Here is a 26,848-nt window from a genome sequence, read left to right on the forward strand (position 1 = left end):
ACGACACCCACGACGAGGAGATGCGATGTCCGCGCGCACATACCCGCTCTACATCGACGGCGTCTGGCAGGACAGTGATGGCAGTGAGGACCTCAAGGTCCTCAACCCGGCCACCGAGGAGGTCATCGGTCTCGTCCCGCAGGCCACCCGAACCGACGTGGTCCGCGCCGTCGAGGCCGCGCGGCGTGCCTTCGACCGGGGGCCGTGGCCGACCATGTCGGTCAAGGAGCGCTCCGCGGTGCTGCTGCGCATGGCCGAGGTCATGGAGCGTCGGCGGGACGAGATCATCGAACTGAACATGCGCGAGGCGGGATCGGTGCGGTGGCTGGCCGAGAGCATCCAGGCCGGCATCCCGATCACGCACTTCCGCGACATGGCCGAGCGGGCCATGCTCGGGTTCGAGTGGGAGCGCCCGATGCGGCCCACGATCACCCCCGGCGCGGGCATCGGCCAGGGCGTGATCCGCCGCGAGCCGTTCGGGGTGGCCGCGTTGATCTCCGCCTACAACTTCCCCTTCTTCCTCAACACCATGAAGCTGGCCCCGGCCCTGGCGGCCGGCTGCACGGTGGTGCTCAAGCCCGCACCCACCACCCCGCTGGAGGCGTTCCTCTTCGCCGAGATCGCCGAGGAGGCCGGGCTGCCCCCGGGAGTACTCAACGTGGTCACCGGCGATGTGCAGGCGGGCCAGGAGCTGACCACCCACCCGATGGTCGACCTGATCAGTTTCACCGGTTCGGACATCGTCGGCCGACACGTCTACACCCAGGCGGCATCATCGATGAAGAAGGTCGTACTGGAACTCGGCGGCAAGTCCGCCAACATCATCTGCGCCGACGCCGACCTGCACCGGGCCGTGGGTGACGTGATCATGGGGATCACGATGCACGCCGGCCAGGGCTGCGCGCTGCTCACCCGCACCCTGGTGCACGAGAGCCGCAAGGACGAGCTCATCGGGATGGTCACGGCCGCGCTGGACGGGATCCGGGTCGGCGACCCCTTCGACCCGAAGACCGTGATGGGCCCGCTGATCAGTGCCGCGCAGCGGGAAAGGGTCGAGTCCCTGATCCGTACCGGGGCCGAGGAGGGCGCCCGGCTCGCCTACGGCGGCGGCCGACCCGCCGGTCTGGAGAAGGGCTTTTTCGTCGAACCCACCCTCTTCGTCGACGTGGACAACTCCATGACGGTCGCCCAGAAGGAGTTCTTCGGCCCGGTCGGCGTCGTCATCCCGTTCCGGGACGACGACGAGGCCGTGCGGATCGCCAACGACAGCGACTTCGGCCTGAGCGGCGGGGTCTGGACGAAGGACCCCGCGCACGGCTACGAGATCGCCAAGCGCATCCGCACCGGGACCGTCGGGATCAACGGCGGTGGCGGCGCCGTCACCCCGCACGCCGCCTTCGGCGGTTACAAGCAGAGCGGCCTGGGCCGCGAATGGGGTGAGGCCGGACTGGACGAGTACCTCCAGACCAAGACCATCACCTGGAGCGCCGCACAGGGCTGACACCGGATCACCGGTGCGGTGTGCGGCAAGCCGAACGTCCCACGGGCCGGCCGCGGGTGATGGCGAGAAGGTCCGCTCGCTACCGCGTCGCCGCCACCCGCGGCATCACATCGACCAGCACCAGGGCGCCGGTTCGCCGAGTACGGCGCGGAGGCAGAGCGTCAGTAGGTCTTGAGGACCAGTGAGCCGACCGGCTTGCCGAAGTCCTGATAGTCGCTGGCGAGAGCCTTGGTCACGTTGGTCAGGGCGAGTTCCTGGTTGTCGGCAACGTATCCGCGTAGCTCGTCCTGGTAGCCGGCGAATGCGGCACGGTGGTCGCGCGCGGCGGCGAGTTCCCCCGCCAGAACATAGCCGCCGACCATGGCAACGGTCACGCTCTGCCCCGACGCGGGTGACGGGCTGAAAGCGGCGTCCCCGACCAGGGCCACGCGGCCCTGGGACCAGGTGTCCATGTGGATCTGGTCCATCGGCTGGAAGTGGAAGCCGGACGCGCCCTCCTTCAGGTACTCCAGGACTTGGGGGAACTTCCAGCCCTCGCCACTGAGTTGATCGGCCACGATCTGCTTCTGCTGCTCGATGTCCCGGTAGTCGTACGTGATCCGTTCGTCCGTGAGGAGGATGGCGAATACCCGCAACTCGCTGTTGTTGCGGACAGTCATCACGCCACCCATGTGGCCGCTCTCGCTGCGGTGGATGATCTCCCAGTGGTCGAGATCAAGGAAGTTCGGAGTGCTGACGAGCGCGATGTACCTGTTGCCGATGGCGCTGCGGGTGAACTGATCCTCTGGGCCGAAGACCAGGCGGCGTACGGTGGAGTGGAGTCCGTCGGCACCGACGACCAGGTCGAAGGCACGCGGAGCGCTGTTCTTGAAGGTGACGTGGACCGCGTTCTCTTCCTGCCGAACACCGGTGACCGCGTTGTCGAACAGGTACTCCACGGAGTCGGCCGTGGTCTGGTGGAGTATCCCGACCAGCTCGTCGCGCATGATCTCGACGTCGGGGCTGTCTATCGTTCCGCCGGTCGCGGTCCCCTCGGTGGTGCGGAAGGTCTCGTTGTTGTGCCGGTCTTCCATGGTCATGCCGCGCAGGCCCGTGGCGCGACCGCGGATGGTGTCCAGGACTCCCATCCGCTCGGCGATGTCCAGGGCAGGTCCACGGACGTCGATCGCCTGACCTCCGCGACGCAGAGCGGGTGCCAGTTCGGCCACGGTGACGTCGAAGCCGTGATGGTGGAGCCAGTGGGCGGTCGTGATGCCGGCGACGCTGGCGCCGGAGATGAGAACGCTGGTGCTGTTCTCCGTTGTGGGGGGAATCATGTCTGTACTCCTTCGGGTTCGGGGTGGGGTGCCCCCGTGCCATCACCGGCCGGGGAGACCAGAGCCGTGCCGCGTGGGTGACTTGCAGCGGCCGACCGGAGGGGGAAGAACAATCTCGCTGTGGGAAACCCGCCGGCGAGCGTCTCGGCGCCTGCGGAGCGTCGATCGCGGGACGGGCCTTTGCCGGCACCGGCTCTCGGCGGTATCCGCTGTTGTTGCGCCCAGGGCCTGGGGATTGTGCAGTGCCCCGCCAAGGAGGACACGGTCGCCCGGCCAAGACCGGGAAGGACACCGATTTGCGGCCGGTCGGCGCGGCCGGCTGCCTGGAGCCCCCGGGCTGATCCAGGCCGAACGGTCAGCCCTTGGCCAAGGACCCCGTGCCGTCGGCCGGTCCGCGCCTGTCATGAATCCTGGGCATGGCCGCTCCTGGAGGCGGATCAGGTCAGGTGGGTGGGCTGCCGGTGAAGGTGGGGACGATGATCTCGTCGGTCAGCCGCTGGAGGAAGGCTTCGGTGACAGGGTCACCAACGACGAGGATCCGGTTGAACAGAACGGCCTGGCACAGCTCATTGAGCCAGGACAGGTCCACGTCCGAGCGGAGTTCCCCTCTGGTACGCGCCCTGTCGAGAACGTCCTCCCATACGGCGTCCAGGGGCCACGCGAGTCGGCGCTCGACGGCTTCACGCAGCGCGTCGTCCCGTCGGCTGGCGTCGGTCAGCGTGCGCAGGACGGCCGCGTCCCGGACGAGCCACGCCGTCACCTCCGTCAGGACGTGCAGGACGTCGCCTCGGAAGCTCTGACGGTCGAACTCCATGAGGAAGAGCCCGACCCGTCGGCGGACCGCCTCGGCGATCAACTCGCTCTTGCTGGGCCAACGCCGGTACAGGGTCGCTTTGGAGACGCCGGCCCGGCCTGCGAGAGCGTCGAAGGTGAATTGGTCAACGCCCGTCTCACCAAGCAGTTCGACGGCGGCAGCGAGGACGCGGCGGTCCCGTGCGGCGGTTCGTGTCGTAGACAGCACATGATGAGACTACATCGTACCGTCTAAGTTAGGTACCCCTAACTTCACGCCTCATGGGGTGGGCCGCCCGAGGCGCTCGTTCGATTCCGTCGCCGACACCTCGACATCAACCACAAGGCTCCGCACGTATGGGTGCACGAGGCAGAAGGGACTGCGTCGTTGGGCGTTGAACTGCGGACCAGCGGCACCGAGGACGAACTCGGTCGGCTCCGCGCGGAGAAAGCCCGGCCGGTCAGGGCAGAGGAGGAGCAGTTGGAACCGGAGTCCGGGGCCGACGCGTGCGGCGAGCCTGGCGATCTCGGGCTTGCCAATGCGCTGGAGTACGGCGGGCGTGTGACTGCCCAAACAACTGGGCGCGTGCCGAGCGCTTAGCCCTGCGGGGGCGCGGGACTACGGAGGGGCCGCGACGTCACCCGCACCTCCGCCATCCAGCGGTGCGGGGTCGGCCGGTCCTGCCAGAAGGTGATCTCCTCGCCCTTGTCGGCACCAACGGCACGCCGGCAAGTCCACCGGCCTGCGGACCGTCACCAGGGCCCTCAAGCCCTTCCGCGGCACCCTCAGCTTCGACGGCGAGGACGTCACCGCCCTCCCGACATCCGCCGCTCCCGCATAGGACATCGGCCTCGTCCCAGCGGGGCAGCGGCTCCTCCCGTCCCTCGGGGACGAGGAGAGCCTCCGGGCCGGCGCCGCCACCCGCCGCGAAGGCCCGTTGGACCCGAAGCAGGTGTACGAGATGATGCCGCTCGTCGCCGACCGCCGCTCCCGCAGGGCCGCCCGGCTCTCCGGAGGCGAGCAGCGAGCTGTGGCTATCGGCCGCGCCCTGGTGGGCAAGCCGCGCCTGCTCCTCGACGAGGTGGCCCATCGGCCTCGCGCCGCTGGTCGACGACCAGCTCTGCACGGCCCTGCCCGGCATCCGCGTCGTCCTCGTGGGACAGGGGCCAGACCCGCATCTTCGCGATCGCCGACCGCATCGCCTGCGTCCTGGAGGCCGCGTCGTCCTCGCCGACCCTGCCGTCGGCCTGACCCGTGAGCAGATCACGACCGCCCGCATCGGCGGCGATCCGGTGATCCTCGGCGGGTCTTCACGACGCCTGTCTCAGCTGACCGCACCCGCGATCTTCAGCTGGATCAACTGGTCGTCGCTTCGGCCGAGTTCGCGCAGGATCTCGTCGGTGTGCTCGGCGAACTGCGGGGCGCGGGTCAGCTCGACGCCTTTCTCGTCGAACTGGACCGGGTTGGTGACCAGCTCGCGATCGAATCCCTCGGCGTCCACCACCTTCGCGATCATGTCGTTGGCGCGCAGCGCGGCATCGTTGGCGACGTCCCAGGGCCCCTGCACGGGTGCCCACTGCCCCTCGCCGACCGACAGTGCCTCCGCCCACGCGTCGTACGGGCGCGATGCCATGATCTCGGCGACGATCTCCGCGGCCTCGGCCGCGTTGGCCATCAGCTTCTCCGCGCTGTCGAAGCGCTCGTCCACGGCCAGCTCGGGGCGGCCCGCGGTCCGGCAGAACTCCGGCCAGTACCGGCCGGGTTGCAGCATGCACAGCATCAGCCAACGCCCGTCCGCGGTCTTGTAGGCGCCCACCAGCGGGTTGGTCGGGGCGCCGTGTTTGGTCGGGGGCCGGGACGGCGGCGGGCCGCCGATCATCAGGGCCTGGTTGACCGAGTACTGGGTGGCCCAGGCGCCGACGCCGAGCAGCGAGACGTCCAGCACGGATGTGCGGCCGGTCGTCTTCCGCCCGTACAGCGCGGCGGCTATGCCGCCGGCGATGGTCATCCCGCCGATCGAGTCGCCGTACGCGCCGGAGGGCATTTCGATCAGCGTGTCCGCGTCGGGCGGGGTGACCCCGGCGGCGCTGCCGCCGCGGGACCAGTAGGCCGTGGAGTCGTATCCACCCTTCAGGGCGTCAGGGCCACGGTTGCCGAAGCCGCTGCCGCGCACATAGATGATGTCCGGATTGACGGCGCGGATGTCGTCCACTTCGATGCCCAGGCGCTTGCGGGCGCCGGGAAGGAAGTTGGTCAGAAAGACGTCACTGGCGCGGGCGAGTTCATAGAGGACCTCGATCGCCTCCGGCTTCTCCAGGGCCAGGCCGATACTGCGCTTGCCCCGGTTCGGGCCCTCCATGATCGGGTGAAAGGTCGTGTCCCCGGAGATCGCTTCCAGACCCATCACCCGGACCAGCCCGCGCTGAGCGTCACCGGTCTCCGCGTGCTCGACCTTGATCACGTCCGCGCCCCAGTCCGCAAGGACCGCGCCCGCCGCGGGAACGAAAGTGAACTGAGCGACCTCCAGGACGCGCACACCCTCCATGGGCCTGTCCATCCATGCCTCCTCGGTCCGTTTCTCTGCGTCAACAGCATTGTCTTGACACGCAATTGAAATAGCTTACTGTTTTACGTGTGACCTGCAACACCTCGGCGACGCACGGAGACCTGCAGCAAGTTGGCCCGAATCACCGGCCGTACCTGCCACGGCACCCGCGCACGTGAGCCGGGCGGATCTGCGTGTCATCATCGACCCAACGCCGGATCGGTGCGAATGCGCTGACTGCTTTACCCGCCGGCCGACACCACCGACCGGCGCAAGGCCCGCGGAGACGACTTGCGGCGATCCCCGGCACGAACAGAAGGAGGAGCAGTGCCCGTACCGCATTCCAAGCGGAGCGACCCAGGCAACAGGCAGGGCAACGGCAACCGTCGGGTCTTCGAGACCGTGGCGGACGAGATCCGCGGAATGATCGCGAACGGTCAGCTGCCCGTCGGTCAGGCCCTGCCGTCGGAGACCGCGTTGATGGAGGCATTCCAGATCGCGCGCCCCACCATGCGCGAAGTGCTGCGGGTACTGGAGTCCGACGGACTGGTGGAGGTGCGCCGGGGCGTCAACGGCGGCCCGGTGGTCAGCAGCATGCCGCTCGCGCCGGTTGCCCGGCTGGTCGGCGTGCATCTCCAGGCGCGCGGCGTCACCCTCCACGATCTGAAGGACGCGCAGTCCGTCATCGAGCCGGGCGCGGCCCGGCTCGCCTCGCAGGCACGCAGTGAGGAGGACATCGCCCAGCTGCGCGAACTGGTGACCGAGGTGGAATCCTGCACGCACATCGAGGAGTTCGGCGTGCTCGCCGCACGCTTCCACCTCCTGATCATGAAGGTGTCCGGGAACACCACGCTGGCCATGATCGGCGAGTTGCTCTCCACCCTCCTCCCTGATTCGTACGTGGCATCGCTCAAGGGCACCCGAGACGGCGTCGTCCGTGCGGTCATCAAGTCCGCGGCGGTGTGGTACTCCCAGCTGGTCGACGCCATCGAGGCGGGCGACGGCGACGCCGCCGAGCAACTGTGGGCCCGCCACCAGCACATGGCCCGGTTCCAGGGCGACGCGATCTCCGGCCGCCCGGAGCTCTACCGGCTCTACCCGCGGACCGACCGCCCGGCCCTCGTCCGCGAGTGAGCCGGGGCCGCCGCGGCCTCCGGTCAGACGTCCCACACCAGCGGCAGGGTGTCGATGCCCAACTGCTCGCCGTGCTCACGCACGCGCGCGCCGTCGGCGAGCCGGTAGTCGGGGATGGCGCGGTGCCATTCCTCCATGGCCACGCGCAGCTCGCGGCGGGCCAGGTGGGCGCCGAGGCAGCGGTGCGGGCCGCTGCCGAAGCCGATGTGCGGGTTGGGCGAGCGGTCGATGACGACCTCCTCGCCGTCCGGGAAGACCGCGCTGTCCCGGGTGGCGGAGTTGACCGGGAGCAGCACCATGTCGCCCTTCTTGAACGGGCAGCCGTGGAAGTCCGTGTCCTGGGTGACCAGGCGGCCGGGCATCACGATCGCGTAGGCCCGCAGGAACTCCTCGATCGCCAGCGGGACCACCTCCGGCTCGGTGGCCACCCGCCGGCGGTCCTCGGGGTGGGTGGCGAGGTGGTGGAAGGAGTAGCCAAGGGTCTGGGTCACCGTGTCCAGTCCGGCCATGAACATCAGCAGGCAGAAGGAGAGCAACTCCTCCTGCCCCACCGGCTTCCCGTCGATCTGCCAGGTGAGAGCGGAGCTGATCAGGTCGTCGCGGGGCTGCACGCGGCGCTGGGCGATCAGGTCGGTGAAGTAGCCCATCACCTCGCCCATCCCCCGCATCCTCACCTCATGGTGGGTCTCCCCCGGTTTGCCGAGCTTCTGCTCGGCCCCCGGATGCATGATCATGTTTTCCCAGGCCAGGAAGGTGTCCAGATCCTCAAGGGGCAGCCCGAACAGCTGGAGGAAGATCGTGGTCGGGTACTGCTGGGCGAAATCGCTGACGAAATCGCATTCTCCGCGGTCCTTGAGCCCTTCCACGAGTTCGACGCAGCGGCGCCGCACACCCTCCTCCATCGTGGCCACCCTGCCCGGCGAGAAGTACGGTCCGAGCAGTCGGCGCCAGGCCGTGTGGTCCGGCGGGTCCAGCATCTCCGGTATCCACAGGTATTCCGGATCCGGGTTGTTGACGACCATCGCGCGGCTGGAGAAGACGTCCGGGCTCTGGAAAGCCTCCAGGATCAGCTCGTGCTTGGTCAGCACCCAGTAGCCGTGCTCGCCGTGATCGCTGCGGAACACCGGGGCCTGGGCGCGCATCCGGTCGAGCTCAGTCACCAGCCCGTGGATCGGCCCGTCGCCGATGGCGTGGTCGAAGTGGACGACGGGGCATTTCCCCGTACTCCTGGTGTCGGTCACTGATTCCTCCTCGAAGGTGGTGTGCATCCGATGGCCCGGCCGGCACGGATTCGGACTGCGGGCTCGCACGCCGTGCCACAGGTGGGGGAACCGGCAGGTGCGGGGCATGGGCTTCGGTTGTTGAGGGCGCGGTCACGTGTCGCTGTCGGGGGTGGCCAGCGGGAGAGGGCCGCGCGAGACGACGTCGAAGAGCAGGCCGGGCCGGACGCCGAGTTCGCGCGCGGCAGTTCGGCAGGCGGCGACGTCCTTGGCCATGAACGGGGCGGCTTCGGCGCCGAACACGGTGATGCCTCCGCGTACAGCGGAGTATTCGCCCACCCGGCTGCCGCCGCTGGAGCACGCCAGGACGTCGAGCAGCGACCGCTGGCCGATGCCGAGAGTCTCCGCCAGCTCCGCTGCTGCGGCCAGTAGTTGGGCGTTGGCCGCGAAGAGCAGGTTGTTCACGAGCTTCGCCTTCAGCGCGGTGCCCAGGACCCCGGTGTGCAGTGCCGGATCGGCGTAGGCGGACACGGTGTCCGTGACCTGCTTCACCGGTTCCGCGCTGCCGCCGAGCAGGACGGTGAGCCGGCCGGCCCGGATGTCCTCCGGGGTGCCGCTGACCGGGGCGTCGACCACCTCCACCGCGCGTGTCCGGCCCCGCTCCGCAAGCCTCTCCAGCGTGGTGGGGGCGCCTGTCACATGCGAGGCGAGCACGGCGCCCCGGGGCAGCGCGTCCAGAATCGCCGGGGCGAGTTCCGTCAGTTGCGCATCCGAGAACAGGCAGACGAGCATGGTCTGCGCAGAGGCGGCAGCCTCGCGGACGTCCTCGACCGCGGTGAAGCCCGCCGCGGTCAGTTCTTTCCTGGCCTCCTCACGGCGCGCGTGCACGACGACCTGATGACCCGCCGCCGCGAGGCGGTCGACCATCGGCCGCCCCATCCGCCCCGCGCCGGTGAACCCGATGGTTGCCACCTCATGCCTCCCCGGTCAGAAGGTGGGCTGCTGCGGCCGGTTGCGCACGTAGCCGCCGGCGTCCACGCGCATCTGCATTCCGGTGACGTACCGCGACTCGTCCGAGACCAGGAAGAGCACCGCCTGCGCGATGTCCTCCGGCTCCACGAAGGGCACTCCCATCGCGGTCATCGCAGGGAACGAGGGCAGGGCGTCCTCGCGGGAGGGGTTCTCCAGGTCGGGCCGGAAAATCCGGTACATCACATCGCTGTTGAGCATGTTGGTGTTGCAGTTGGTCGGGTGTACCGCGTTGGCCCGGATCTTCCGCGGCGCGACCACGATCGCCAGGTCGTTGACGAACTGCGCGACGAATCGCTTGCCCAGTGTGTAACCCATGCCGCCGGGTCCGGTCTCCGGGCTGTCCGCCGCCCCGGGCAGCAGCGCGGCCAGGCTTCCGGTGGCGACGATCGAGGCGCCCTCGCCCAGGTGCGGCAGCGCGGCCTGCACGGCATGCACCACGCCGTTGAAGTCGACCGCCATCGCGTCCAGATAGGCCTGCGGGTCGGGGTTCCCCATCGGGCAGATGCCCGCCTGCGCGACCACCGCGTCCAGCCTGCCGCCGAGTTCGGCGACCCCCGCGTCCAACGCCTCCCGCAACTGCCCCGGGTCCCGGACGTCGGCGGTGCGGTAGGCCATCCTGCGGCCCGCCTTCTCCACCAGCCGGGCGGTCTCCTGGAGGTCCTCGGGGGTGCCCAGGGCGTACCTGTTCGTTTCGATGTCCGCGCAGATGTCCACGCCGATGATGTCCGCGCCCTCGGCAGCCAGGGCCAGCGCGTGCGCCCGTCCCTGCCCCCGGGCGGCACCTGTGATGAAAACAACCTTGTCGGCAACGCGGCCCATGCCGGACTCCCTTCGCGGGGCTTCTTCCATCCTTCGATCTAAACAGCTAGCTATATTGGTGGGAAGACTCGTGCAGGAAGTCTTGCGAAGTCATCCCGGGCAGACGGACCATGAGGGCGCGGCGTCCGGCGCGCAGGTGGTCCAATCCACTGGCTGTTTGTCCAAGGGCCCGGCCGCGGTCGGCATCTGACGCACCGCCACCACAACCTGCGCCGCCACTGCCCTCACCATGACCGAGAACCCCAGGAGCTGGCATGAAGATCACTGTCGATCAGAACAAGTGTTCGGGACACGCCCGCTGCAACGCGACGGCGCCCGAGCTCTTCGACATCGACGACTCGGGCTACGTCGCCTTCGCCTCCCGCGAGGTACCCGCCGGAGCCGAGAGGCAGGCCCGCGCCGCCGCCCAGGACTGCCCGGAACGGGCTATCACGCTGGAGGACTGAGGATGGCTCACCGGACACGTCACCCGATCCCGCGCGGTGTCCGAACTGTTCCGACGGGTTGATGAACTGCTGGAGCCAGTCGGCTCCTTGATGAACGCTGCTGGACCGGCGGGCGATGAGGGCACCCTTGCTGTCCTCCACCGTGATCGGCCGGACAGCTCCTGGGCGACCGGAACGGCGGTGACGCTACGCCTGGTCGGCGTTCCGGGACACCCGTGTCCCAAGGCCGAGACGGTCGCGGACGGTACGGGGCGTGCCGTCGACCTCGGGGACGAGCCCGCGCCGGCGGAGCTCCGGGACCACGTACCGCCCGAAGTCCTGGAAACTGCCGGGGCTGTCGTTCTGCGCGATCGCGAAGCCGTCGCAGGCGTACCCGTGGAACCACTCGGCCATCTCGTCGGCGACCTGCCCCGGATCGCCGACGAACTGGTGGCCGCCGGTGCGGCCGGCGAAAAAGGCGCCGAGGTCGGCAGGCGTGGGCTTGCGGCCGAACGTCTTCTCGGTGCCGGCCAGCAGGTTCTGCATGATGGCCTTCGAGCCGGTGACGCGGTCGAGCAGGTCGTCCGGGAACGGCTCGTCCTGCGGGAAGGTGGAGAGGTCCACGTCGGCCAGCTCGGCGAGTTGCATGAGTCCCTCGACAGGGTTGCTCAGGCTGTCCAGGTACGACTTCTTCTCGCGGGCCACCTGCTCCGTCGGTCCCACGACGACCTGGGCACACGGCAGGATGCGGGCGGGCGGGGCCGTCCGGCCGGCCTCGGCGGCGACCTCGTGCTGGGCGGCGTAGCTCTTCTTGGCCCCGTCGATTTCGGTCGAGGCGGCGAAGATGAGGTCGGCCCAGCGTCCCGCGAACCGCCGGCCGCGGCCGGACTGTCCGGCCTGCAGCAGGACCGGCCAGCCCTGCGGGGGGCGGGGCACCGTCAGCGGGCCCTGCGAGGACAGGTACTTCCCCCGGTAGTTGAGCTGGTGGACCTTGTCCGGGTCGGCGAAGACCCCGGTCTCGCGGTCGAGTTGGATCGCATCCTTCTCCCAGCTCTCCCACAGGCCGGTCACGATCTCCAGGAACTCGTCGGCGCGGTCGTAGCGCTGGTCGTGCTCAAGCACCTCGCCGGCGCCGAAGTTGGCGGCCTCCTCGGCGTTGAGCGAGGTGACGATGTTCCAGACGGCCCGGCCCTTGGAGATGTGGTCCAGCGTCGCGAAGGCGCGGGCGACGTGGTACGGGTTGTAGTAGGTCGTCGAGTACGTCGCGCCCAGACCGATGCGGCTCGTGTTGGCCGCCACCAGGGTGAGGATGGTCAGCAGGTCCAGCTTGATGACACGGGAGCCGCGCTGCACGGCCTCGCGCACAGAGCCACCGTAGGCGGCGGGCGCGGCCAGCCGGTCGTCGAAGAAGATCAGGTCGAATCCGCCCCGTTCCACCTCGCGCCCGAGGTTGATGTAGTAGTCCGCGTCGAGGACGTGCGGGTCACTGCCGGGGTGCATCCACGCTCCGACACCGGTCTGGGTGACTGAGGCCTGAGTGAACGCCGCGAGCAGCATGGTGTCTTTGCGCATGGGGTTCCTGTTCCTGACGTGATGTGGGAGGAGGCGAGATGGGGAGTACGGGGGCACAGTCGGCTATGCGGCTGGGACGTGCGTACCGAAGGTGCGGAGGTGGTAGGTGAGAGGCCACAACGCGGGCTCGCTTTCGGCCTCCAGGACGAGCCCGAGCGCGAGCTCGTGGTCGCCGGCCGGGACCAGGGACGTGGTCGCGCAGGCCACCCAGCCCGCGGTGCCGGGCAGCCGCGGGACACCGTGGTCGGCCGACCAGCCGATGCCGGCGAACTTGTCGCGGCCCTTGCGCCCGAACCCGTTGGCGAGCGCGCTCTGGTCCGAACTCAGGACATTGACGCCGAAGCGTCCGGTGTTCCGGACTATTTCCAGCAACTGGGAATTTCGGTTCAGCGAGACGAGCACCATGGGCGGCGACATGGAAAGGGACATGAAAGCGCTGACTGTCGTTCCGTGCGGCCCGTCACCGTCAATTGCCGTCACCACCGCGACAGATGCCGCGACCCTTGCCATTGTCTCGCGGAATCGTCCGTCCAGAGCGGCGGCATCCGTCTCGACTTTCTCGTAAGAAACCTGGCTCATGCATCCGACGTTAACGGCGGTGCTGTTCAGTGAAAAGTGCAAAATACGGCGGCATACTTGCACGGCGTGCATGGTTGCCCGGGCGAGAACCACTCCCACCGTGCCCCGGAGCTCCTGCTCGACGGCATCAGTCCGAGTGCGCCTGGATCCGGTCGAACTCCTCGCCCAGCACGTCGACGAGCGCCGAACCGGCAGCCGAGAGCGGGACCCGGGAATGGGAGACGACGGCCCAGTTCCACGCCTGGAGCATGCCGCGGGTATCCAGCGAGAGCATGGTCATCTCGTGCGCGGGCCGCATCTCCCGCACGGTCGGGGTCCCGATCAGCAGGAAGTCCGACGCGCAGACCAGGGCGGTCAGAACGTGGTAGTCGTCGACCTCCACCGACGGCCGCTGCAGCCCCAGGGCGTGGAAGCCGTCGGTGCCGAGGCGGTCTCGGGTGAACGACGCGCAGGCCACCGGGTAACGAGAGAGGTCCTGGAGGGGCGATGACGCCTCCGTGAGCGGATGGCCGGCCCGGACGAAGATCTCCGTCGACCCCGTCTCGGTCCAGGTGGGGTGGAGGCGGAACCCGTACGCCGAGGAGAAGTGGTCCGAGCCCGCCGGCGCCCCGCCGACGAAGAAGTCGATCTCGCCCTGGCTGAGCAGCGATCGAAGGCTGGCATTCGAACCCGTGCGGATCTGGAAGTGCGCCTTCATGTTCGCGAGGCGGGGAAGCACGCGGGGCAGGATGCAGGCTGTCATGACCGGCCCCGCGCCGAAACGGACGGTGGAGTTCTGCCCAGTGGCGACGGCGATGAGGCGCTCGTCGGCACGCCGTGAGCTCCACAGCACTTCCTCCGCCGCCGCGATGAAGACCGTCCCCTCCGGGGTGAGCTTGGCGCCGTTTTTGCTGCGCTCGAACAGCCTCAGCCCGTACTTTTTCTCCAGGGACTGAATGCTGCGGGTCAGGGCCGACTGCGACATGGGAATTGTTTTTGCCGCAGCCGACAGACTGCCCTCGCGGGCCACAGTTACGGCATGGGAAAGCTTGTCCAGATCCATGGGTTCATCGCACCTCGTCCCGGAGGTCGCCTATGCATGGCATGCATATGTACTGGTAAATCTTGCGCTTCATCCTGTGCGACACCGCGGGTAAGGTCAATGCCATGACCGGTGCCGCTCACGAAACCGTGTCGGGTAGGAGCGCCGCCGACCTGCGGGACGGTCCGACGGCCGCGCAAGATCACGCTGGGCACCCACGCGCATCGAACCGAATCTGACACCGTCGTAACCTTGCGGCGTCGAGTCGCACCTATCGAGCACCACCAACTCTGCTGGCAGCGAGGAGTCGCAATGCGCATCAGTGTGGAGGAAATCGCCCGCCGTCGGTCCAGGGCGCAGGCGATCCTGGAAGAACGTGGGCTGGACGCGATGGTCGTGCGCGGGGTGCCGCAGAGCCCCGAGATGATATATCTGACAGGCGCGTGGATGCCGTCGCACGACACGTACTACTTGCTCTCGCGCGAGGGCGCCAACGAGCTGGTCGTGCGAGGGTTCCGGCCGAGCTCGACGGAGCAGATCGCGGGTGGCTCGCTCAAGGTGGTACATGAGCAGCCCAGCAGGAATGCTGTGCCGACACGTGTGGTCGACTGGCTGACGGCCCACGGGGCACGGCGTGTCGGCGTCAGCGTGGGAGAGGGCGACACCGCACCCTGGGTCACCGCTCTCGGCCAGGCCGGCTCGGAGATCGAGACCCACTCGGTGCTGCACGATGTGCAGGCCCTGCGTTACGTCAAGAGCAAGGAAGAGCTGGAGATTCTCCGGTCCAGCGCCCAACTGGCCGACGAGGTCTGGGACAACGCTGCCGACTTCGTACGAGTGGGCCGCTCGCCACGACAGATCCTCGGCGACATTCAGCACTACCTTGTCGGCCACGGCTGCGATGCTCCGCTCGACGCGTACTACGGCTCGCTCGTCGTCATCCTCTTCCCGACGCCGCTGCTCAACTGGTACCGGATGTCCGAGCCGTTGGCGGAGGGAGACGTCTTCAGCCTCGAGATCTCGCCGCGGATCGAGGGGTACTACTCCCAGCTGACCGGCGCCATATCCATCGGTCCGGCCGACCCGGAGATCCAGCGGTCTCACGACTCGATCGTCAAGGCGCGCCGGGCGTCTCTCGAACACGTCCGAGCCGGGGTGGACGCCACCACAGCGGCGAAGGCGATGTGCGATTCCCTTGCGGCGGACGGGTACGGCTCCACCGACGGGAACATCGGCCACCTGCTGGGGCTCGACATCACCGAGCCGCGCGTGGGCAACGAGCCGTTCCTGTTCGAGCCCGGGATGACCTTGGTCGCGCACCCCATGCTGCGTTCCGACCACGTCGACATGATGCTGAGTGGCGAGACGTATCTCGTGACCGAAGGCGAGCCGGAGCGGCTGCAGGCGACGTCGCTCGACGACATCAGGCAGCTGTAGCCGGGCCGCCGACCTCTCGATCCAACGGGCCGGCCGGGACACGGCGAGCCACCGCAGTCCTCAACAGTCGAGCTTTGTCAGCTCAGTCGCGTAGCCGCAGCAAAAAGGAGATACGTACGTGGTCATGGAGAGCCGCTCCGCCAGTCGCACCGCGCTGATGGTGTTGCATGTACAACCCGCTATCGCCTTCATGGTCGACCCTGACGTGGTTGACCGAATCGCCCACGCGATTGAGGGGGCGCGCAAGGCGGGGGTCCCCGTCATGTACTCGAACCTCGGCTACCGCCCGGGCTATCCGGAGCTTGACGACGAGAGTCGCGTGCCGCTCGCGGCGAGCGGGCAGCTTGTCCTCGGCGTCTCGGACCGCGAGCACGAGAAGGTCGCCCGCCAAGAGGGAGACTACGTGTTCCGTGCGGTGCGGATCAGCGCCTTCCACGGCAGCGACCTCGACGCGGTCCTGCGCAGCCTGGACATCAACCACCTGGTCATCACCGGTATCACGACCGGCGGCACCGTGTTCGGAACGATGAGTGAGGCGACGGACAAGGGCTTCGGCGTGACGGTCCTCAGCGACGCCTGTGCAGACCCTGATCCCGATCTCCACCCCGCTCTGCTCGAGTTGGCGAAGCAGCCTCCGCGTCGAGCGACGGTGCTGACCACAGCGGAGTGGCTGCAGGAAGTGGCACTTCAGCAGTAGTCGACTGGCCCCGGCCGGCACCGGCCGGGGCAGTGTCTGCGGCGGTCGCTGTCTGATCAAGTCCACAGTTCGTCCGAGTTGGACAGGGCACTGCCGAGAACGGAGGACGGCCGTCCTCGGAGGCAGTCGCCCGCACAGGAAGGAATTTCCCCGTGAAGGCCTGGCAATTCACCAACACCCACGAGCCGCTGGTCCTCAATGAGGTGCCCGAGCCCACCGCCGGCCCCGGCGACGTGGTCATCGACATCAAGGCGGCCGGTCTGTGCCACTCCGACGTCGGTCTGCTGGAGGACGAGGGCTGGCTGCCCATGCTGGGCAAGCTCCCGATCACCCCCGGCCACGAGATCGCCGGTGTGATCAGTGAGGTCGGCGAAGGCGTCGAGGGATGGAAGGTCGGCGACCGCGTCGGTGTCTGCCCCAGCGCGGAGGGCTCCAGTTCCCCCGGCTACACCCATGACGGCGGCTACTCCTTCAAGTGCACCACCGGCGTCAAGTCCCTGGTCGCGGTGCCCGAGTCGCTCAGCTTCGAGGCAGCCGCCGCCGGTACGGACGCCGGAATGACCTCGTACCACGCCGTTGTCACCGCGGGTGGCGTCAAGCGGGGCGACCGGATCGGCATCGTCGGACTCGGCGGCCTCGGGCAGATCGGCGCCCGCATCGCCGTGCTGCGCGGCTGCGAGGTCTACGTCGCCGAGCCCAACCAGCAGGTCTGGCCGCTGGGCGACGAAATCGGCGTCACGAAGATCGTCAGCGATGTCACGGAGTTCGCCGACGAGAACCTCGACGTGATCGTCGACTTCGCGGGGTTCGGCACCACCACCGCGGGAGCCGTCGAGGTGGTCCGGCAGGGCGGCCGGGTCGTCCAGGTCGGTCTGGGGCGCATGGAGGCCACCATCAACACCTCGGCTCTCGTCACCCACCGGGTCACCCTCATCGGCTCCCTGGGCGGCACGACCGACGACATCAAGGGCGTCTACGAGATGTTGGCTTCCGGCGAGCTGAACCCCACCCTCACCTCGATCACCTTCAACGAGATCCCCGAGGGCCTGGACCGCCTCGCCAAGGGCGGCGTCGTCGGCCGTCTGGTCGCCTCTCTCAACGCCTGACGAGCCGGCCACTCTCATCCGGGACCGTAGATGATCGGGCTCTGCCGTTGACTCGCGGGTCCGGACGTGGGTGGCCGGGACGGTCTCCACCGCATCGGGGGCTTTCGGCCGAGAAGGATCAGCGGGCCCTTTCCGGGTCCGGAGCGCCGAGTACGTCCCGCAGGTCCCGCAGTGCCGCCGCGGCTCCGCGCCGGTCGCTGACCACGGCGAGATAGCGGTCCGGACGCAGCACGAAGAACTCGTCACCCGGCCGGGTCGCCTGCCATTCGCGGAAAGCCCCGTCCACGTCCTCCACCACCTCGGTGCCCGTGTCCGCCCGCGGCCGGCCGGCCTGGGCGCCTCCGTTCAGCGGGCGTGACTCGGAGCGCGGCCAGTCCACTTGGATCAGCGTTCCGCCGAGCGCCCGCCACCACGCGAGGTCCTCCGGGCCGAGCAGCTCCGCCGGGTCGAACCGCACGCCGACGAGCGCGAACCAGGGGCCGAGCACATCGTCCAGCTTCGCCTTCGCTCCGGAGCCGGTCTCGACGTACGGCTGCATGAACATCTTGCCCACGGGATGGTTTCGCGGACGTGCGGGGTCGGCGGCCAGTGCCCCGGTGGCATACCGGGGCATGGGCTTGTACTTCATCTGCAGGATGTAGTCGCGGCCGCCGGGCACACGGCTGACGGCCCGGAACACGAGGGTGCGCAGCCGCTCGGTCAGTTTGTTCCAGGGGCTGTACATGCGGCCGATCCGGGTGGCGAAGCCCACCATCTGTGCGGCGTGGCCGCGGCGTTCGGCATCGTATGTCTCCAGCAACTGCTCGCCGGCCCTGCCGGAGACTACGGCAGCGAGCTTCCACGCCAGATTGGTGGCGTCGCGGATTCCCGAGTTCATCCCCTGGCCGAAGAACGGGGGCTGAAGGTGTGCTGCGTCGCCTGCCAGGAATACCCGGCCGGAGCCGAAGGTGTCGGCGATCCGCGAGTGGTGGAGGTAGACGCGGCCGCGCAGGACCGTGGGCAGCGTTGTCGAGCCGTAGAGCGGGGCGAGGAGCGCCCGGATGTTCGCCGGTCGGGTGACGCCGTCCTCGTCCTCGTCCGCCCTGAGCTTGAACTCGAAGCGGCGGTGCCCGTACGGCAGCGGGATGGTGAGGACGGGGCGGACCGGATCACAGTGGACCGCCGAGTACAGGCCCTCCATCCGGTCCTCGGCGACGTCGACGACGAGCCATCGGACGGGAGCCGTGGTGCCGGTCAGGGGCACGCCGACCTCGTGGCGCACGGTGCTTCGGCCGCCGTCCGCCCCCACCAGGTAGCGCGCCCGCAGCGTGACCGGCTCGCCCTGAGCCGACTTCACGGTGGCCTGCACGCCCTCGTCCTCCTGCTCCAGGTGGACGAGTTCATGGCCGAGACGTATGTCGATGCGAGGGAATCGCCGCGCGCCGCGGCGGAGAGTGGCCTCGAACAGCGGCTGCAGGAAGAGGTTCCGCCTGGGCCAGCCGAACGGGCGGCCGCTCGGGCTGACGTGGGCGAGAAGGCGTCCCCACGAGGTGTAGTAGCGGATCGCCGTGTTCTGGATGACGTCCTTGAGGACGTCATCCACCAGACCGGCCGCCTGGTAGCTGCGCAGGGACTCGTCGTCGATGCCGACGGCACGGGGGAAGTCGAGCACCTCTGTATCGCGGTCGATGAGGATGCACGAGACCCCGTACACCCCCAGCAGGTTGGCCAGCGTCATGCCGCACGGGCCCGCGCCGACGACGAGAACATCGACAGAGTTCGATGGGGTCATTGAAGCCCGCCCTGTACTAGACGCAGTTGTCAGAATAGAAGTCTGGAACATGTGTGCGCCCTTGTCCACCCTCGATGCCGGGCAAGTGGGTCCACGCGGGCCGTACCGATCGCATCGGCAGCGGCGATCCTGAGAGTGACCGATTCGCGGGAACGGCGGCTGGGGCGTCCACCGTCCCAGGCCGAGGCGTGCTCGATGCAACTACCTGGCCAGTTCAAGTAATTGGGCTCACGACCGGTCGGGGAGGAACCCATCGCCGGCCCGGACGGCGCCGACTCCGGGGCCACCTGAGAAGGTTCTCGGCAGCCTGTGTCGCCGCCCCGGGGCCGCACCACGGGGATGACCCCCTCCACCCTCGACCCGGCAGAAGAGAAATGAATGTCTACGTCAGAATCACGATCGGCGAATGAGCGGGCTGCCGCCGCCCGCATCTCTCATCGGATCCTGGGCTTCTGCTTGTTCTTCTCGATCTGCGGCCGCGCGTCACCGTTGCCCAGGTGTGCATACAGCAGGCCGTTGGCGCGGGTGACGGCCGGCGGCTGGTTGACGGCCTCCCAGATGGCTCGAACGGTCCCCTGGACGGCCTCCGGTCGCCGCGCGGCGATCTGACGGGCGATGTCGTCGGCCCGCTTCCAGAGCTCCTCGCGCGGCACCACCTCGGTCACGATGCCCAGTCGCATCGCGGTCTCGGCGCCGATGCGCTCCTCGTTGCCCATCAGAGCCCAGCGCAGCACGTCTCCGAGCGGAACTCCCCGCTGCAGCATGCCGACCGGCTCCAGAGCGGAGACGATGCCGCCGTTCGCGTGCGGGTCGAAGAACGTGGCGTCGTCGGAGCAGATGATGATGTCGGACTCGTTGAGGAAGTACATCGCACCGCCGGCGGCCATCCCGTGCACGGCGGCCACCACCGGCTTCCAGACCCCCTGTTGCTTCGGCCCGAGCCTGACGCCGGGGTCCTCGCGGCTCCACACGTTGACGTCCTCCCACCAGGGCCCGTCCCGGACGTCCAGCCCCGCGCAGAAGGCGTTGTCGCCGGCCGCGCGCACCACGACGGCGTGGACGTCGTCGTCACCGCGGACCCGCTGCCAGACCTGCTGCACTTCGAGCGTCATCTGCTCGTTGAAGGAGTTGTAGCGGTCCGGACGGTTGAGTGTGACCGTCGCGACGTTGTCGACCAGTTCGTAGCTGATCGTCGCATTGTCAGCGCCTGTCATCGTGCTCCTCTCGGCGACTGCGGGGCCGCGTTTTCTCCGAGTGCGGCGACAGCCCGGGCCGGGATGCCACCCTTCGGCCGCGCTCGCCTGCAAAATGGTGCCAAGGATGTCAGATGTTCACGACCCTCGTCATTCCACAGGAGAGAGTAAGCTAGCAATCCTTGGTGCCATCACTGTCAGAGTGCGCTATGTTCGGATCATAGCCGGATGCTGGCGCCGGTCCACCCCGGCGGCATCACCACACGCCCCAGGGAGGCGGCCATGACCGAAGCCGCAGTCGTTTCGAACCGCAGGACCGCCATCGGACAGATCACCATCCCCGGCATCGCGGTGGGCCGCCACGGCGCCGGCGGCCTGACAACGGCCGTCATGGGCACCGCGGCCATGTGCGCAGGCATCAGCACAGGCTCCGCCTTCGTGCTCGACAGGCCCGCTGCCGCACCGTCCTGAGGCGCCTCCAGTCCCCGATCAGCCGCACTGGCAGGAGACATTGATCATGACAACACAGGCCCCGGCAGAGGACCTGGTGCTGCACGAGATCTCCGCGGGCGTCCTGCGGATCGTGCTGAACAACCCGCAGACCGCCAACGCGATCGCCTCCGAGCAGCGGGACCACATCATCGAGCTGCTCAACCAGGCCGACACCGACCCCGAGGTACGCGTCGTCGTCATCGCGAGCACCGGGAAGCATTTCTGCTCCGGGGCGAACGTGGGCGGCATCGGGAACAGCGATGCGGAGAAGCGGGTGGGTGGCGTGACGCGCCGCATCATGGGCGGAGCCCAGCAGTTGATCGCCTCCGTCCTGGACTGCGGCAAGCCCGTGATCGCCGCCGTGCAGGGACCGGCGGCCGGCCTGGGAGCTCATCTGGCGTTCGCCTGCGACCTGGTCGTGGCAGCCGAGTCGGCCGCGTTCATCGAGGCCTTCGTCCTGCGCGGCCTGGTGGTCGATGCCGGCGGGGCCTATCTGCTGCCCCGCCGGATCGGTCTGCAGAAGGCGAAAGAACTGGCCTTCCTCGGAGACCGGCTGCCCGCCGAGGAGGCGCTCCAACTCGGCCTGGTCAACCGCGTCGTTCCCGCAGAACAGCTCCAGCCGGCCGTCGACGAGCTCGCTCAGCGGCTGGCCGCCGCCCCCACCAGCGCCATCTCCCTGACCAAGAAGCTCTTCAACCGTTCCCTCGACGCCGACAGGGACGAGTCGTTCCTGCTGGAGGGGATGGCACAGGAGATGCAGTCGTACGCACACGACTCGTCCGAGGGCACAGCCGCGTTCATGCAGCGCCGCGCTCCGCGATTCACCGGGTGGTGACATGTCCACGATTCGAAACGATCTGCCGACCATCGAGGGCGAAGCGGCTTGCTACTGGACGGCGGCCAAGGACGGCGATCTCCTCCTCGTCCACTGCAACTCGTGTGGTCAAGACCACCACTACCCTCGGCCGTTCTGCCCGAAGTGCTGGAGCGAGGACCTCACGGACAGGCCGGCCAGCGGTCGAGCAACCCTCTACACGTATTCCACGGTCTTCGTGAACGACCTGCTCCCGTTCAAGGAGCGCCTTCCCTACGTCGCGGCGGTCGTCGACCTCGCCGAGGGCCCCCGCCTGATGACCACGATCGTCGGCTGCTCGCCTGACGAACTCTCGATCGGCATGCCTCTGGTCGCCGAGTTCACCGAGGTGACCGACGAAGTGACAGCCGTCGTCTTCCGTCCGGATCCGCGGTCCGGAGACTGACTGAAGCGTCCGGCCTCGTTGCCGTCGCTCCGCATCCCCACTCCAAGAGCCCAAGGAGCACATGCATGTCCCGCCTGCTCGAAGGAAAGGTGGCCGTCGTCACCGGCGCCGGCCACGGTATCGGTCGCGGCCACGCGCTGGAGCTCGCCAAGCACGGCGCCGCCGTCATCGTCAATGACCTCGGCACATCGGTCAGCGGCGAAGGCAGCGGCCGCGACGCCGAGAAGGTCGTGGAAATCATCAAGGAGCGGGGCGGCCACGCCGTCGCCAACCTCGCGGACGTCGGCGACGAGCAGCAGGCCACCGAACTGGTCGAGCAGGCCTACGACGAGTTCGGGAAGCTGGACATCCTGGTGAACAACGCCGGCATCGTCCGCGACCGTGCCATCTGGAACATGTCGGCCCGGGACTTCGACCTGGTGATGCGGGTGCACGTCCGGGGCACTTGGCTCACCTGCCACGCCGCGGCCCAGCGCTGGCGGGCCCAGGCGAAGGCCGGCGACGGAAAGGTCTACGGCCGCATCATCAACACCACCTCCGGCGCCGGTCTCCTCGGCAACTTCGGCCAGTCGAACTACGCCGCGGCCAAAGCCGCGGTCGTGGGACTGTCCTTGACCCTCAGCCTTGAGCTGAGCGGCATCGGTGTCACGACCAATGTGATCGGCCCCGGCGGTACGACCCGTATCTCGGCCTCCCTGCCCGGTCACGCGACACCATTCGAGCCGGACGAGCGTACCGAGGACGAGTTCGACTCCAAGGACCCGTCGCTGTGCTCCCCCGTCGTCGCCTGGCTGGCGAGCGAGGAGGCCGCGCACGTGAGTGGCCAGGTGATCCGGGCCATGGGTGAGCACATCCACCTGATGGAGGGCTGGACCGAGGCGCGGACCGTCAGCAACGGCGGGAAGCGCTGGGACGCCACCGGACTGGGTGCGGTGATGGCCACCGACGTGTTCCGGACCCGAGCCGCCGGCCTCCGCCTCCCCAGTTGACGCCCCGTCATGACGATCAGCGCTACGGGGCTCGCCGAACTCGGCATCCGAGAGCGGGAGCGCGGCCTCATGGGCGAACCCGGAGGCAACCTCTGTTCCCGGCGACTCCGTTGACGTTCGTCCTCGATCCGGCCCTCACCGGCGGCTGCGTCGACGCTCGGCGCTGGTCGATCCTTGTTGAAGGACGTCGAGGACGCAGTCGCCGCGTCATCGAGCGTCGGCCCGCGTGGACGGCCCGTCGAGGGCACGGCATCGCGTCGGAGCCGACTCCGAGGTGACGGGGTTGGGCCCGCTGAACACGGGCCCACCGCCGCCGAACGGCCACGGCGCCGAGCGCTCCCCATCAAGCATCGGGGCGCAAAGGCCCAGGACGGTCGCGGCGAGTGCACTCGCCGTCGCCAGGGACGCCGTCGCCACGCACGGCCCGGGCCGGTCTGGTCTGCGGCACGCCACGCGACGCCACGGATCGTTGGGCACGGCCCGGGTCATCGGCGTCGTTCCCGTGGAGGCCGTGCGGCGCGGCGCGATGCGCCCACGGGTCGCCCCCTTCGGCCGGTCATCTCCGCAATGCGCCCGACCGGCAGGGCACTCGGCCCTTCCCCGCGGAACAACCGCCTGGGCACGGCAGAAGCGTGGGCAGGCCGCCGATGTCTCAGTCCACGCCGAGGATCATCGTGCCGCTGGAGCAGAACCACCCTCCGGTCCCGCTGACACACGCGAGCTTCGCGTCGGGAACCTGCCGGGCCCCGCTCTCGCCGCGCAGCTGCCGGACTGCCTCGACGATCAGGAACAGGCCGCGCTGTCCCGGGTGGCAGGCCGAGAGCCCGCCGCCGTCGGTGTTCGTTGGCAGAGCACCGCCCAACCGCAGCGCACCACTCTCCACGAAGGGCCCGGCCTCACCCTTCTTGCTGAACCCGAGGTCCTCCAGAGTGACAAGGAGCATGTAGGTGAAGGCGTCGTAGATTTCGCAGACATCGATGTCCTCGGGCTGGACACCCGCCCGCTCGAACGCGAGCCGGCCGGAGACCTCGGCCGGCCCCGTGGTGAAGTCGGCCCACTGGCTCATGGCGAGGTGGCTGAGGCTTTCACCGGTACCGAGAATCCGCACCGGGGCCTTCGGGAGATCGGGGATACGGTCCTCGGCCACGATCACGGCGGCCGCGCCGCCGTCGGAGCGGATGCAGCAGTGCAGCTTGGTGAACGGGTCCGCGATCACCGGCCCGGACAGCACGTCGTCAACGGTGATCGGTTCGCGGTAGTAGGCCTCGGGATTGTCCTTGGCGTTGAAGCGCGCGGACACCGCGATCTCAGCCAGCTGCTCGATCGTGGTGCCGTACTCGTGCATGTGACGGCGGGCCGCCATCGCGTACTTGGAGATCAGGGTGTGACCGAAGGGCGCGTCCCACTGGTGCGGGCCTCGGGTCCCCCAACTCAGGCTGGCGGTACGCCGCTTCTGGCGGATGTCGGCCCGGGCCGTCGAGCCGTACGTCAGCAGCACGACGTCGGCGTGGCCGGCGGCGATGGCGTCGGCGGCATGCGCCGCCATCACCTCCCAGGTCGAACCTCCCACGGCGGTCGAGTCGAACCACCGCGGCTGCAGGCCGAGATACTCCGCCACGTCAACGGGAGCCAGTCCCCCAAGTCCGGTGGAACAGAACCCGTCGATGTCAGAAGGCGTCAGGCCGGCGTCGGCCACTGCCCGCCTACTGGCTTGCGCGGTCAGCGCATAGGGCGACAGGTCGTCGACACGTCCCGTGTCGGACAGGGCCACACCCGCGATGACAGCGCGCCGGGTCATCGGGGGACTCCGAGCTCGTGGGGTGAGCCCTTGTGGGTGTTCATGGCGACACTCCCTCGTCGTTCCTGGTTTCGGACGCCTGGAGTGACAGTAACGTCAGATCAATTTCTTGGGAAGACCTGTTTCGGCGGTGCGGCAACACCACCTGGGTGATGATCATGTCGGAAAGGGCGCGTACGAGGTGGCGTTCTCCCTCCGGTCAACCCACCGGGCGGCTGTCCCCCTGCCCCGCCTTCGTGACCCGCTCGGCCAGGGCCGCCTTCACCACCTTCCCCATGGCATTGCGCGGCAACTCGTCGACGGTCTCGAGCTGCTCCGGAAGCTTCCGCCGGTTGAGCCCGCGCGCCAGCAGGTGCGCGCACACGTCATCCAGCGTCGGCGGGGCCGAGGGGTCCTCCGGGACCACCACCGCGCAGACCCGCTCGCCCGTCGCCGGGTCGGGCAGCCCGACGACCGTCGAATCCCGCAACCCGGGGTAGGTGACCAGTTGGTCCTCCACCTCCCGGGCGGAGATGTTCTCCATGTTGCGGATGATCACGTCCTTGATCCGTCCGGTGATCGTGAGGCAACCCTTCACGTCGAGGAACGCGACGTCGCCCGTGCGGAACCAGCCGTCGGCGTCGAACGCCTCCGCGTCGAGGGTGGAGTCGACGTAGCCCACCATCAGCTGCGGAGCCTTCATCCACAGCTCCCCGCGTTCGCCCGTCCCGGCGAGGCTGCCGTCCGGGCGGACGATACGCGCTTGCGCCCCCGGGCCCGGACGGCCTTCCGTCGTGGCCATCGTGTGGTCGTCGGCGAGCGGGCTGCCCCAGGCGAAGAACGGACATTCGGTGAGCCCGTAGCCCGAGGCGATGCCCCTGCCGCCGAGACCGTCGCGGGTCTCGTGGTGCAGTGACTCCGGCCGCGGTGCCCCGCCGATGAGGAACGCCTTGAGGTACGGGAACAGCCTCCTTGTCGGGTCCTTGCGCTGCTCGCGCAGAAACGCCTGGATGAACGGGGTGCCGTTGCCGCCGTAGGTCATGCCCTCCTCGCTCAGCAGCCGCGCCGTGGCGGCGGGCTCGAAGACGTCGGTGAGGATGAGCCCGGCCCCGGACATCAGCGCGGCAAGGACGTGCAGGACGCCGCCCACATGCGCGATCGGGGCGAGAGCGGCGATCCGGTCCTCCGGCCCCGGTCCGACATGGCGGCAGTAGGTGGTGGTGGCAGCGACCAGACCTGCGTCCGTGTGCCGTGCTCCCTTGGGGTCCGAGGTGGTGCCGGACGTGTAGAAGACCCAGCGCACGGGCGGGCCGACCGGCTCGATGGGAAGGCCGGCCGGGTCCGCCTCGGGCAGCGTCCCGTCGGCGACCAGAACCTTGAGTGCCGGCTGACGGTCGGCGATGGCACGGGCCATCGCGCCGTGACCGTAGCCGCGGAACTCCTCGGGCACGATCAGCAACTCGGCCCCCACCTGACGGCAGATGAAATCCACCTCACGCTCGCGCAGCATCATGACCATGGGGTTCTGCACCGCGCCGAGCCGCGACAACGCGAAGGTGAGCACCATCGTCTCGATCCAGCTGGGCAGCTGCCAGGACACCACCGTGCCCTCGCGGACACCACGGGCGGCGAAGCCGGCCGCGGTCCGCTCGACTGCCTCGCGGAACCCGGCGAAGGTCATCCGGCGGCGGCGCTCGTCGACCACGAGGAGGCCGTCGGGGGTCTCCTGGGCGCGGGCGGTCACCAGGTCCCACAGGCGGCCGGCGGTCAGGTGAGGGCCGGAGGCGTCTGCCAAAGTCACTGAGTCACTTCCTCGGAGATATCGGCCGGAGCGCCGCTGGTCCCCGTCGCAACGGCCGGGCGCCTCGTCCCGCTCGGTGGCCGGCGCCACCACCTGGACCGTCATGACCGGCTCGCGGTTGTGGCAGCCGCATGTCGGCCGGCGAGGTAACCGAACACCATCGCGGGACCGAGCGTGCCGGCGACCGTCAGGGAGTGGCTGCGCGCTCACCCGGCGCGGCTCAGCTCACCTCGGGCGTGCGTCATGTTCGGCTCTCGAACTGCTTCTTGTCTCGCGCTTCCTCTGTGCGTGGCGTCTCAGAGGTGTCGACCGCGGCCATGCCGTTGACGCAAGCGAGAACGGGTTCGTGGAGCGGTTCCTCCCAAGGGA

Annotated in this window: 24 protein-coding genes; 11 read left to right on the forward strand and 13 right to left on the reverse strand. The window is 68.8% G+C overall.

The genetic code is table 11. The annotated features are described in order from the left end of the window. The first annotated feature begins 25 nt into the window (after positions 1-25). Entirely contained in the window at positions 26-1,501 is a 1,476-nt protein-coding gene (locus tag ACZ5VQ_RS36595) for an aldehyde dehydrogenase family protein (RefSeq protein ID WP_469108711.1), read from the forward strand. Positions 1,502-1,662: 161 nt separating this feature from the next. On the opposite strand, the gene ACZ5VQ_RS36600 is transcribed toward ACZ5VQ_RS36595, so the two are convergent. Both ACZ5VQ_RS36600 and ACZ5VQ_RS36605 read right to left on the reverse strand, forming a co-directional pair. Next, entirely contained in the window at positions 1,663-2,817 is a 1,155-nt protein-coding gene (locus ACZ5VQ_RS36600; RefSeq protein ID WP_469108712.1) for an FAD-dependent monooxygenase, read from the reverse strand. A gap of 442 nt (positions 2,818-3,259) precedes the next feature. Beyond that, the gene (locus tag ACZ5VQ_RS36605; RefSeq protein WP_469108713.1) at positions 3,260-3,838 is read right to left on the reverse strand and encodes a TetR/AcrR family transcriptional regulator; all 579 of its coding nucleotides are present in this window, start codon (positions 3,836-3,838) and stop codon (positions 3,260-3,262) included. A 736-nt stretch (positions 3,839-4,574) separates the two neighbouring features. On the opposite strand from ACZ5VQ_RS36605, the gene ACZ5VQ_RS36610 reads away from it, so the two are divergent. Further along, positions 4,575-4,868 (forward strand): hypothetical protein, encoded by a 294-nt coding sequence (locus tag ACZ5VQ_RS36610; RefSeq protein WP_469108847.1) that lies wholly within the window; start codon positions 4,575-4,577, stop codon positions 4,866-4,868. A gap of 66 nt (positions 4,869-4,934) precedes the next feature. Here the strand turns inward: ACZ5VQ_RS36610 and ACZ5VQ_RS36615 are convergent, their stop codons facing one another. Next, positions 4,935-6,167: a CaiB/BaiF CoA transferase family protein gene (locus ACZ5VQ_RS36615; protein ID WP_469108714.1), complete on the reverse strand. Its 1,233-nt coding sequence runs from the start codon at positions 6,165-6,167 to the stop codon at positions 4,935-4,937. Between the two features lie 315 nt (positions 6,168-6,482). Here ACZ5VQ_RS36615 and ACZ5VQ_RS36620 point away from each other — a divergent pair, with 315 nt between their 5' ends. Next, positions 6,483-7,289: a FadR/GntR family transcriptional regulator gene (locus tag ACZ5VQ_RS36620; RefSeq protein ID WP_469108715.1), complete on the forward strand. Its 807-nt coding sequence runs from the start codon at positions 6,483-6,485 to the stop codon at positions 7,287-7,289. A 23-nt stretch (positions 7,290-7,312) separates the two neighbouring features. On the opposite strand, the gene ACZ5VQ_RS36625 is transcribed toward ACZ5VQ_RS36620, so the two are convergent. The 3 genes from ACZ5VQ_RS36625 to ACZ5VQ_RS36635 form a co-directional block, all read right to left on the reverse strand. Beyond that, the gene (locus ACZ5VQ_RS36625; protein WP_469108716.1) at positions 7,313-8,530 is read right to left on the reverse strand and encodes a cytochrome P450; all 1,218 of its coding nucleotides are present in this window, start codon (positions 8,528-8,530) and stop codon (positions 7,313-7,315) included. 132 nt (positions 8,531-8,662) lie between these two features. Next, positions 8,663-9,481 (reverse strand): NAD(P)-dependent oxidoreductase, encoded by an 819-nt coding sequence (locus ACZ5VQ_RS36630; protein WP_469108717.1) that lies wholly within the window; start codon positions 9,479-9,481, stop codon positions 8,663-8,665. 15 nt (positions 9,482-9,496) lie between these two features. Then, the gene (locus tag ACZ5VQ_RS36635; protein ID WP_469108718.1) at positions 9,497-10,360 is read right to left on the reverse strand and encodes a mycofactocin-coupled SDR family oxidoreductase; all 864 of its coding nucleotides are present in this window, start codon (positions 10,358-10,360) and stop codon (positions 9,497-9,499) included. Between the two features lie 254 nt (positions 10,361-10,614). Between ACZ5VQ_RS36635 and ACZ5VQ_RS36640 the strand changes: the two genes are divergently transcribed. Then, entirely contained in the window at positions 10,615-10,806 is a 192-nt protein-coding gene (locus ACZ5VQ_RS36640) for a ferredoxin (protein WP_388368768.1), read from the forward strand. Positions 10,807-10,992: 186 nt separating this feature from the next. Here the strand turns inward: ACZ5VQ_RS36640 and ACZ5VQ_RS36645 are convergent, their stop codons facing one another. From ACZ5VQ_RS36645 to ACZ5VQ_RS36655, 3 genes are all read right to left on the reverse strand, one after another. Then, positions 10,993-12,357: an NtaA/DmoA family FMN-dependent monooxygenase gene (locus ACZ5VQ_RS36645; protein WP_469108719.1), complete on the reverse strand. Its 1,365-nt coding sequence runs from the start codon at positions 12,355-12,357 to the stop codon at positions 10,993-10,995. A gap of 63 nt (positions 12,358-12,420) precedes the next feature. Continuing rightward, positions 12,421-12,936, reverse strand: coding sequence for a flavin reductase family protein (locus tag ACZ5VQ_RS36650; protein WP_469108720.1), 516 nt, complete (start codon positions 12,934-12,936; stop codon positions 12,421-12,423). 127 nt (positions 12,937-13,063) lie between these two features. Next, the gene (locus ACZ5VQ_RS36655) at positions 13,064-13,978 is read right to left on the reverse strand and encodes a LysR family transcriptional regulator (RefSeq protein ID WP_469108721.1); all 915 of its coding nucleotides are present in this window, start codon (positions 13,976-13,978) and stop codon (positions 13,064-13,066) included. Between the two features lie 291 nt (positions 13,979-14,269). Here ACZ5VQ_RS36655 and ACZ5VQ_RS36660 point away from each other — a divergent pair, with 291 nt between their 5' ends. The 3 genes from ACZ5VQ_RS36660 to ACZ5VQ_RS36670 all read left to right on the forward strand — a co-directional run bounded on the left by ACZ5VQ_RS36660 (position 14,270) and on the right by ACZ5VQ_RS36670 (position 17,197). Beyond that, the gene (locus ACZ5VQ_RS36660) at positions 14,270-15,394 is read left to right on the forward strand and encodes a M24 family metallopeptidase (RefSeq protein ID WP_469108722.1); all 1,125 of its coding nucleotides are present in this window, start codon (positions 14,270-14,272) and stop codon (positions 15,392-15,394) included. Positions 15,395-15,518: 124 nt separating this feature from the next. Continuing rightward, positions 15,519-16,091, forward strand: a complete 573-nt coding sequence (locus ACZ5VQ_RS36665) for a cysteine hydrolase family protein (RefSeq protein WP_469108848.1) — start codon at positions 15,519-15,521, stop codon at positions 16,089-16,091. 152 nt (positions 16,092-16,243) lie between these two features. Then, positions 16,244-17,197 carry a zinc-binding dehydrogenase gene (locus ACZ5VQ_RS36670; RefSeq protein ID WP_469108723.1) on the forward strand — a complete coding sequence of 318 codons (954 nt, stop codon included), beginning with the start codon at positions 16,244-16,246 and terminating at the stop codon, positions 17,195-17,197. 118 nt (positions 17,198-17,315) lie between these two features. Here ACZ5VQ_RS36670 and ACZ5VQ_RS36675 read toward each other — a convergent pair whose 3' ends face one another. Then, entirely contained in the window at positions 17,316-18,968 is a 1,653-nt protein-coding gene (locus ACZ5VQ_RS36675; RefSeq protein WP_469108724.1) for a bifunctional 3-(3-hydroxy-phenyl)propionate/3-hydroxycinnamic acid hydroxylase, read from the reverse strand. A gap of 434 nt (positions 18,969-19,402) precedes the next feature. Beyond that, positions 19,403-20,182 carry an enoyl-CoA hydratase/isomerase family protein gene (locus ACZ5VQ_RS36680; RefSeq protein WP_469108725.1) on the reverse strand — a complete coding sequence of 260 codons (780 nt, stop codon included), beginning with the start codon at positions 20,180-20,182 and terminating at the stop codon, positions 19,403-19,405. Between the two features lie 261 nt (positions 20,183-20,443). Between ACZ5VQ_RS36680 and ACZ5VQ_RS36685 the strand changes: the two genes are divergently transcribed. The 4 genes from ACZ5VQ_RS36685 (at position 20,444) to ACZ5VQ_RS36700 (ending at position 22,901) form a co-directional block, all read left to right on the forward strand. Continuing rightward, positions 20,444-20,632 (forward strand): hypothetical protein, encoded by a 189-nt coding sequence (locus tag ACZ5VQ_RS36685; RefSeq protein WP_469108726.1) that lies wholly within the window; start codon positions 20,444-20,446, stop codon positions 20,630-20,632. Positions 20,633-20,678: 46 nt separating this feature from the next. Further along, positions 20,679-21,488 (forward strand): enoyl-CoA hydratase/isomerase family protein, encoded by an 810-nt coding sequence (locus ACZ5VQ_RS36690; RefSeq protein ID WP_469108727.1) that lies wholly within the window; start codon positions 20,679-20,681, stop codon positions 21,486-21,488. Position 21,489: 1 nt separating this feature from the next. Further along, complete coding sequence (locus ACZ5VQ_RS36695; protein WP_469108728.1) at positions 21,490-21,912, forward strand: Zn-ribbon domain-containing OB-fold protein; 423 nt, start codon at positions 21,490-21,492, stop codon at positions 21,910-21,912. A gap of 65 nt (positions 21,913-21,977) precedes the next feature. Continuing rightward, entirely contained in the window at positions 21,978-22,901 is a 924-nt protein-coding gene (locus ACZ5VQ_RS36700) for an SDR family NAD(P)-dependent oxidoreductase (protein ID WP_469108729.1), read from the forward strand. Between the two features lie 652 nt (positions 22,902-23,553). Here the strand turns inward: ACZ5VQ_RS36700 and ACZ5VQ_RS36705 are convergent. Together ACZ5VQ_RS36705 and ACZ5VQ_RS36710 are read right to left on the reverse strand one after the other, a co-directional pair. Continuing rightward, positions 23,554-24,699, reverse strand: a complete 1,146-nt coding sequence (locus ACZ5VQ_RS36705) for a thiolase C-terminal domain-containing protein (RefSeq protein WP_469108730.1) — start codon at positions 24,697-24,699, stop codon at positions 23,554-23,556. A 199-nt stretch (positions 24,700-24,898) separates the two neighbouring features. Continuing rightward, positions 24,899-26,479, reverse strand: coding sequence for an AMP-binding protein (locus tag ACZ5VQ_RS36710; RefSeq protein ID WP_469108731.1), 1,581 nt, complete (start codon positions 26,477-26,479; stop codon positions 24,899-24,901). Positions 26,480-26,848 lie beyond the last annotated feature (369 nt).

Source organism: Streptomyces sp. NPDC033178, assembly GCF_055577685.1.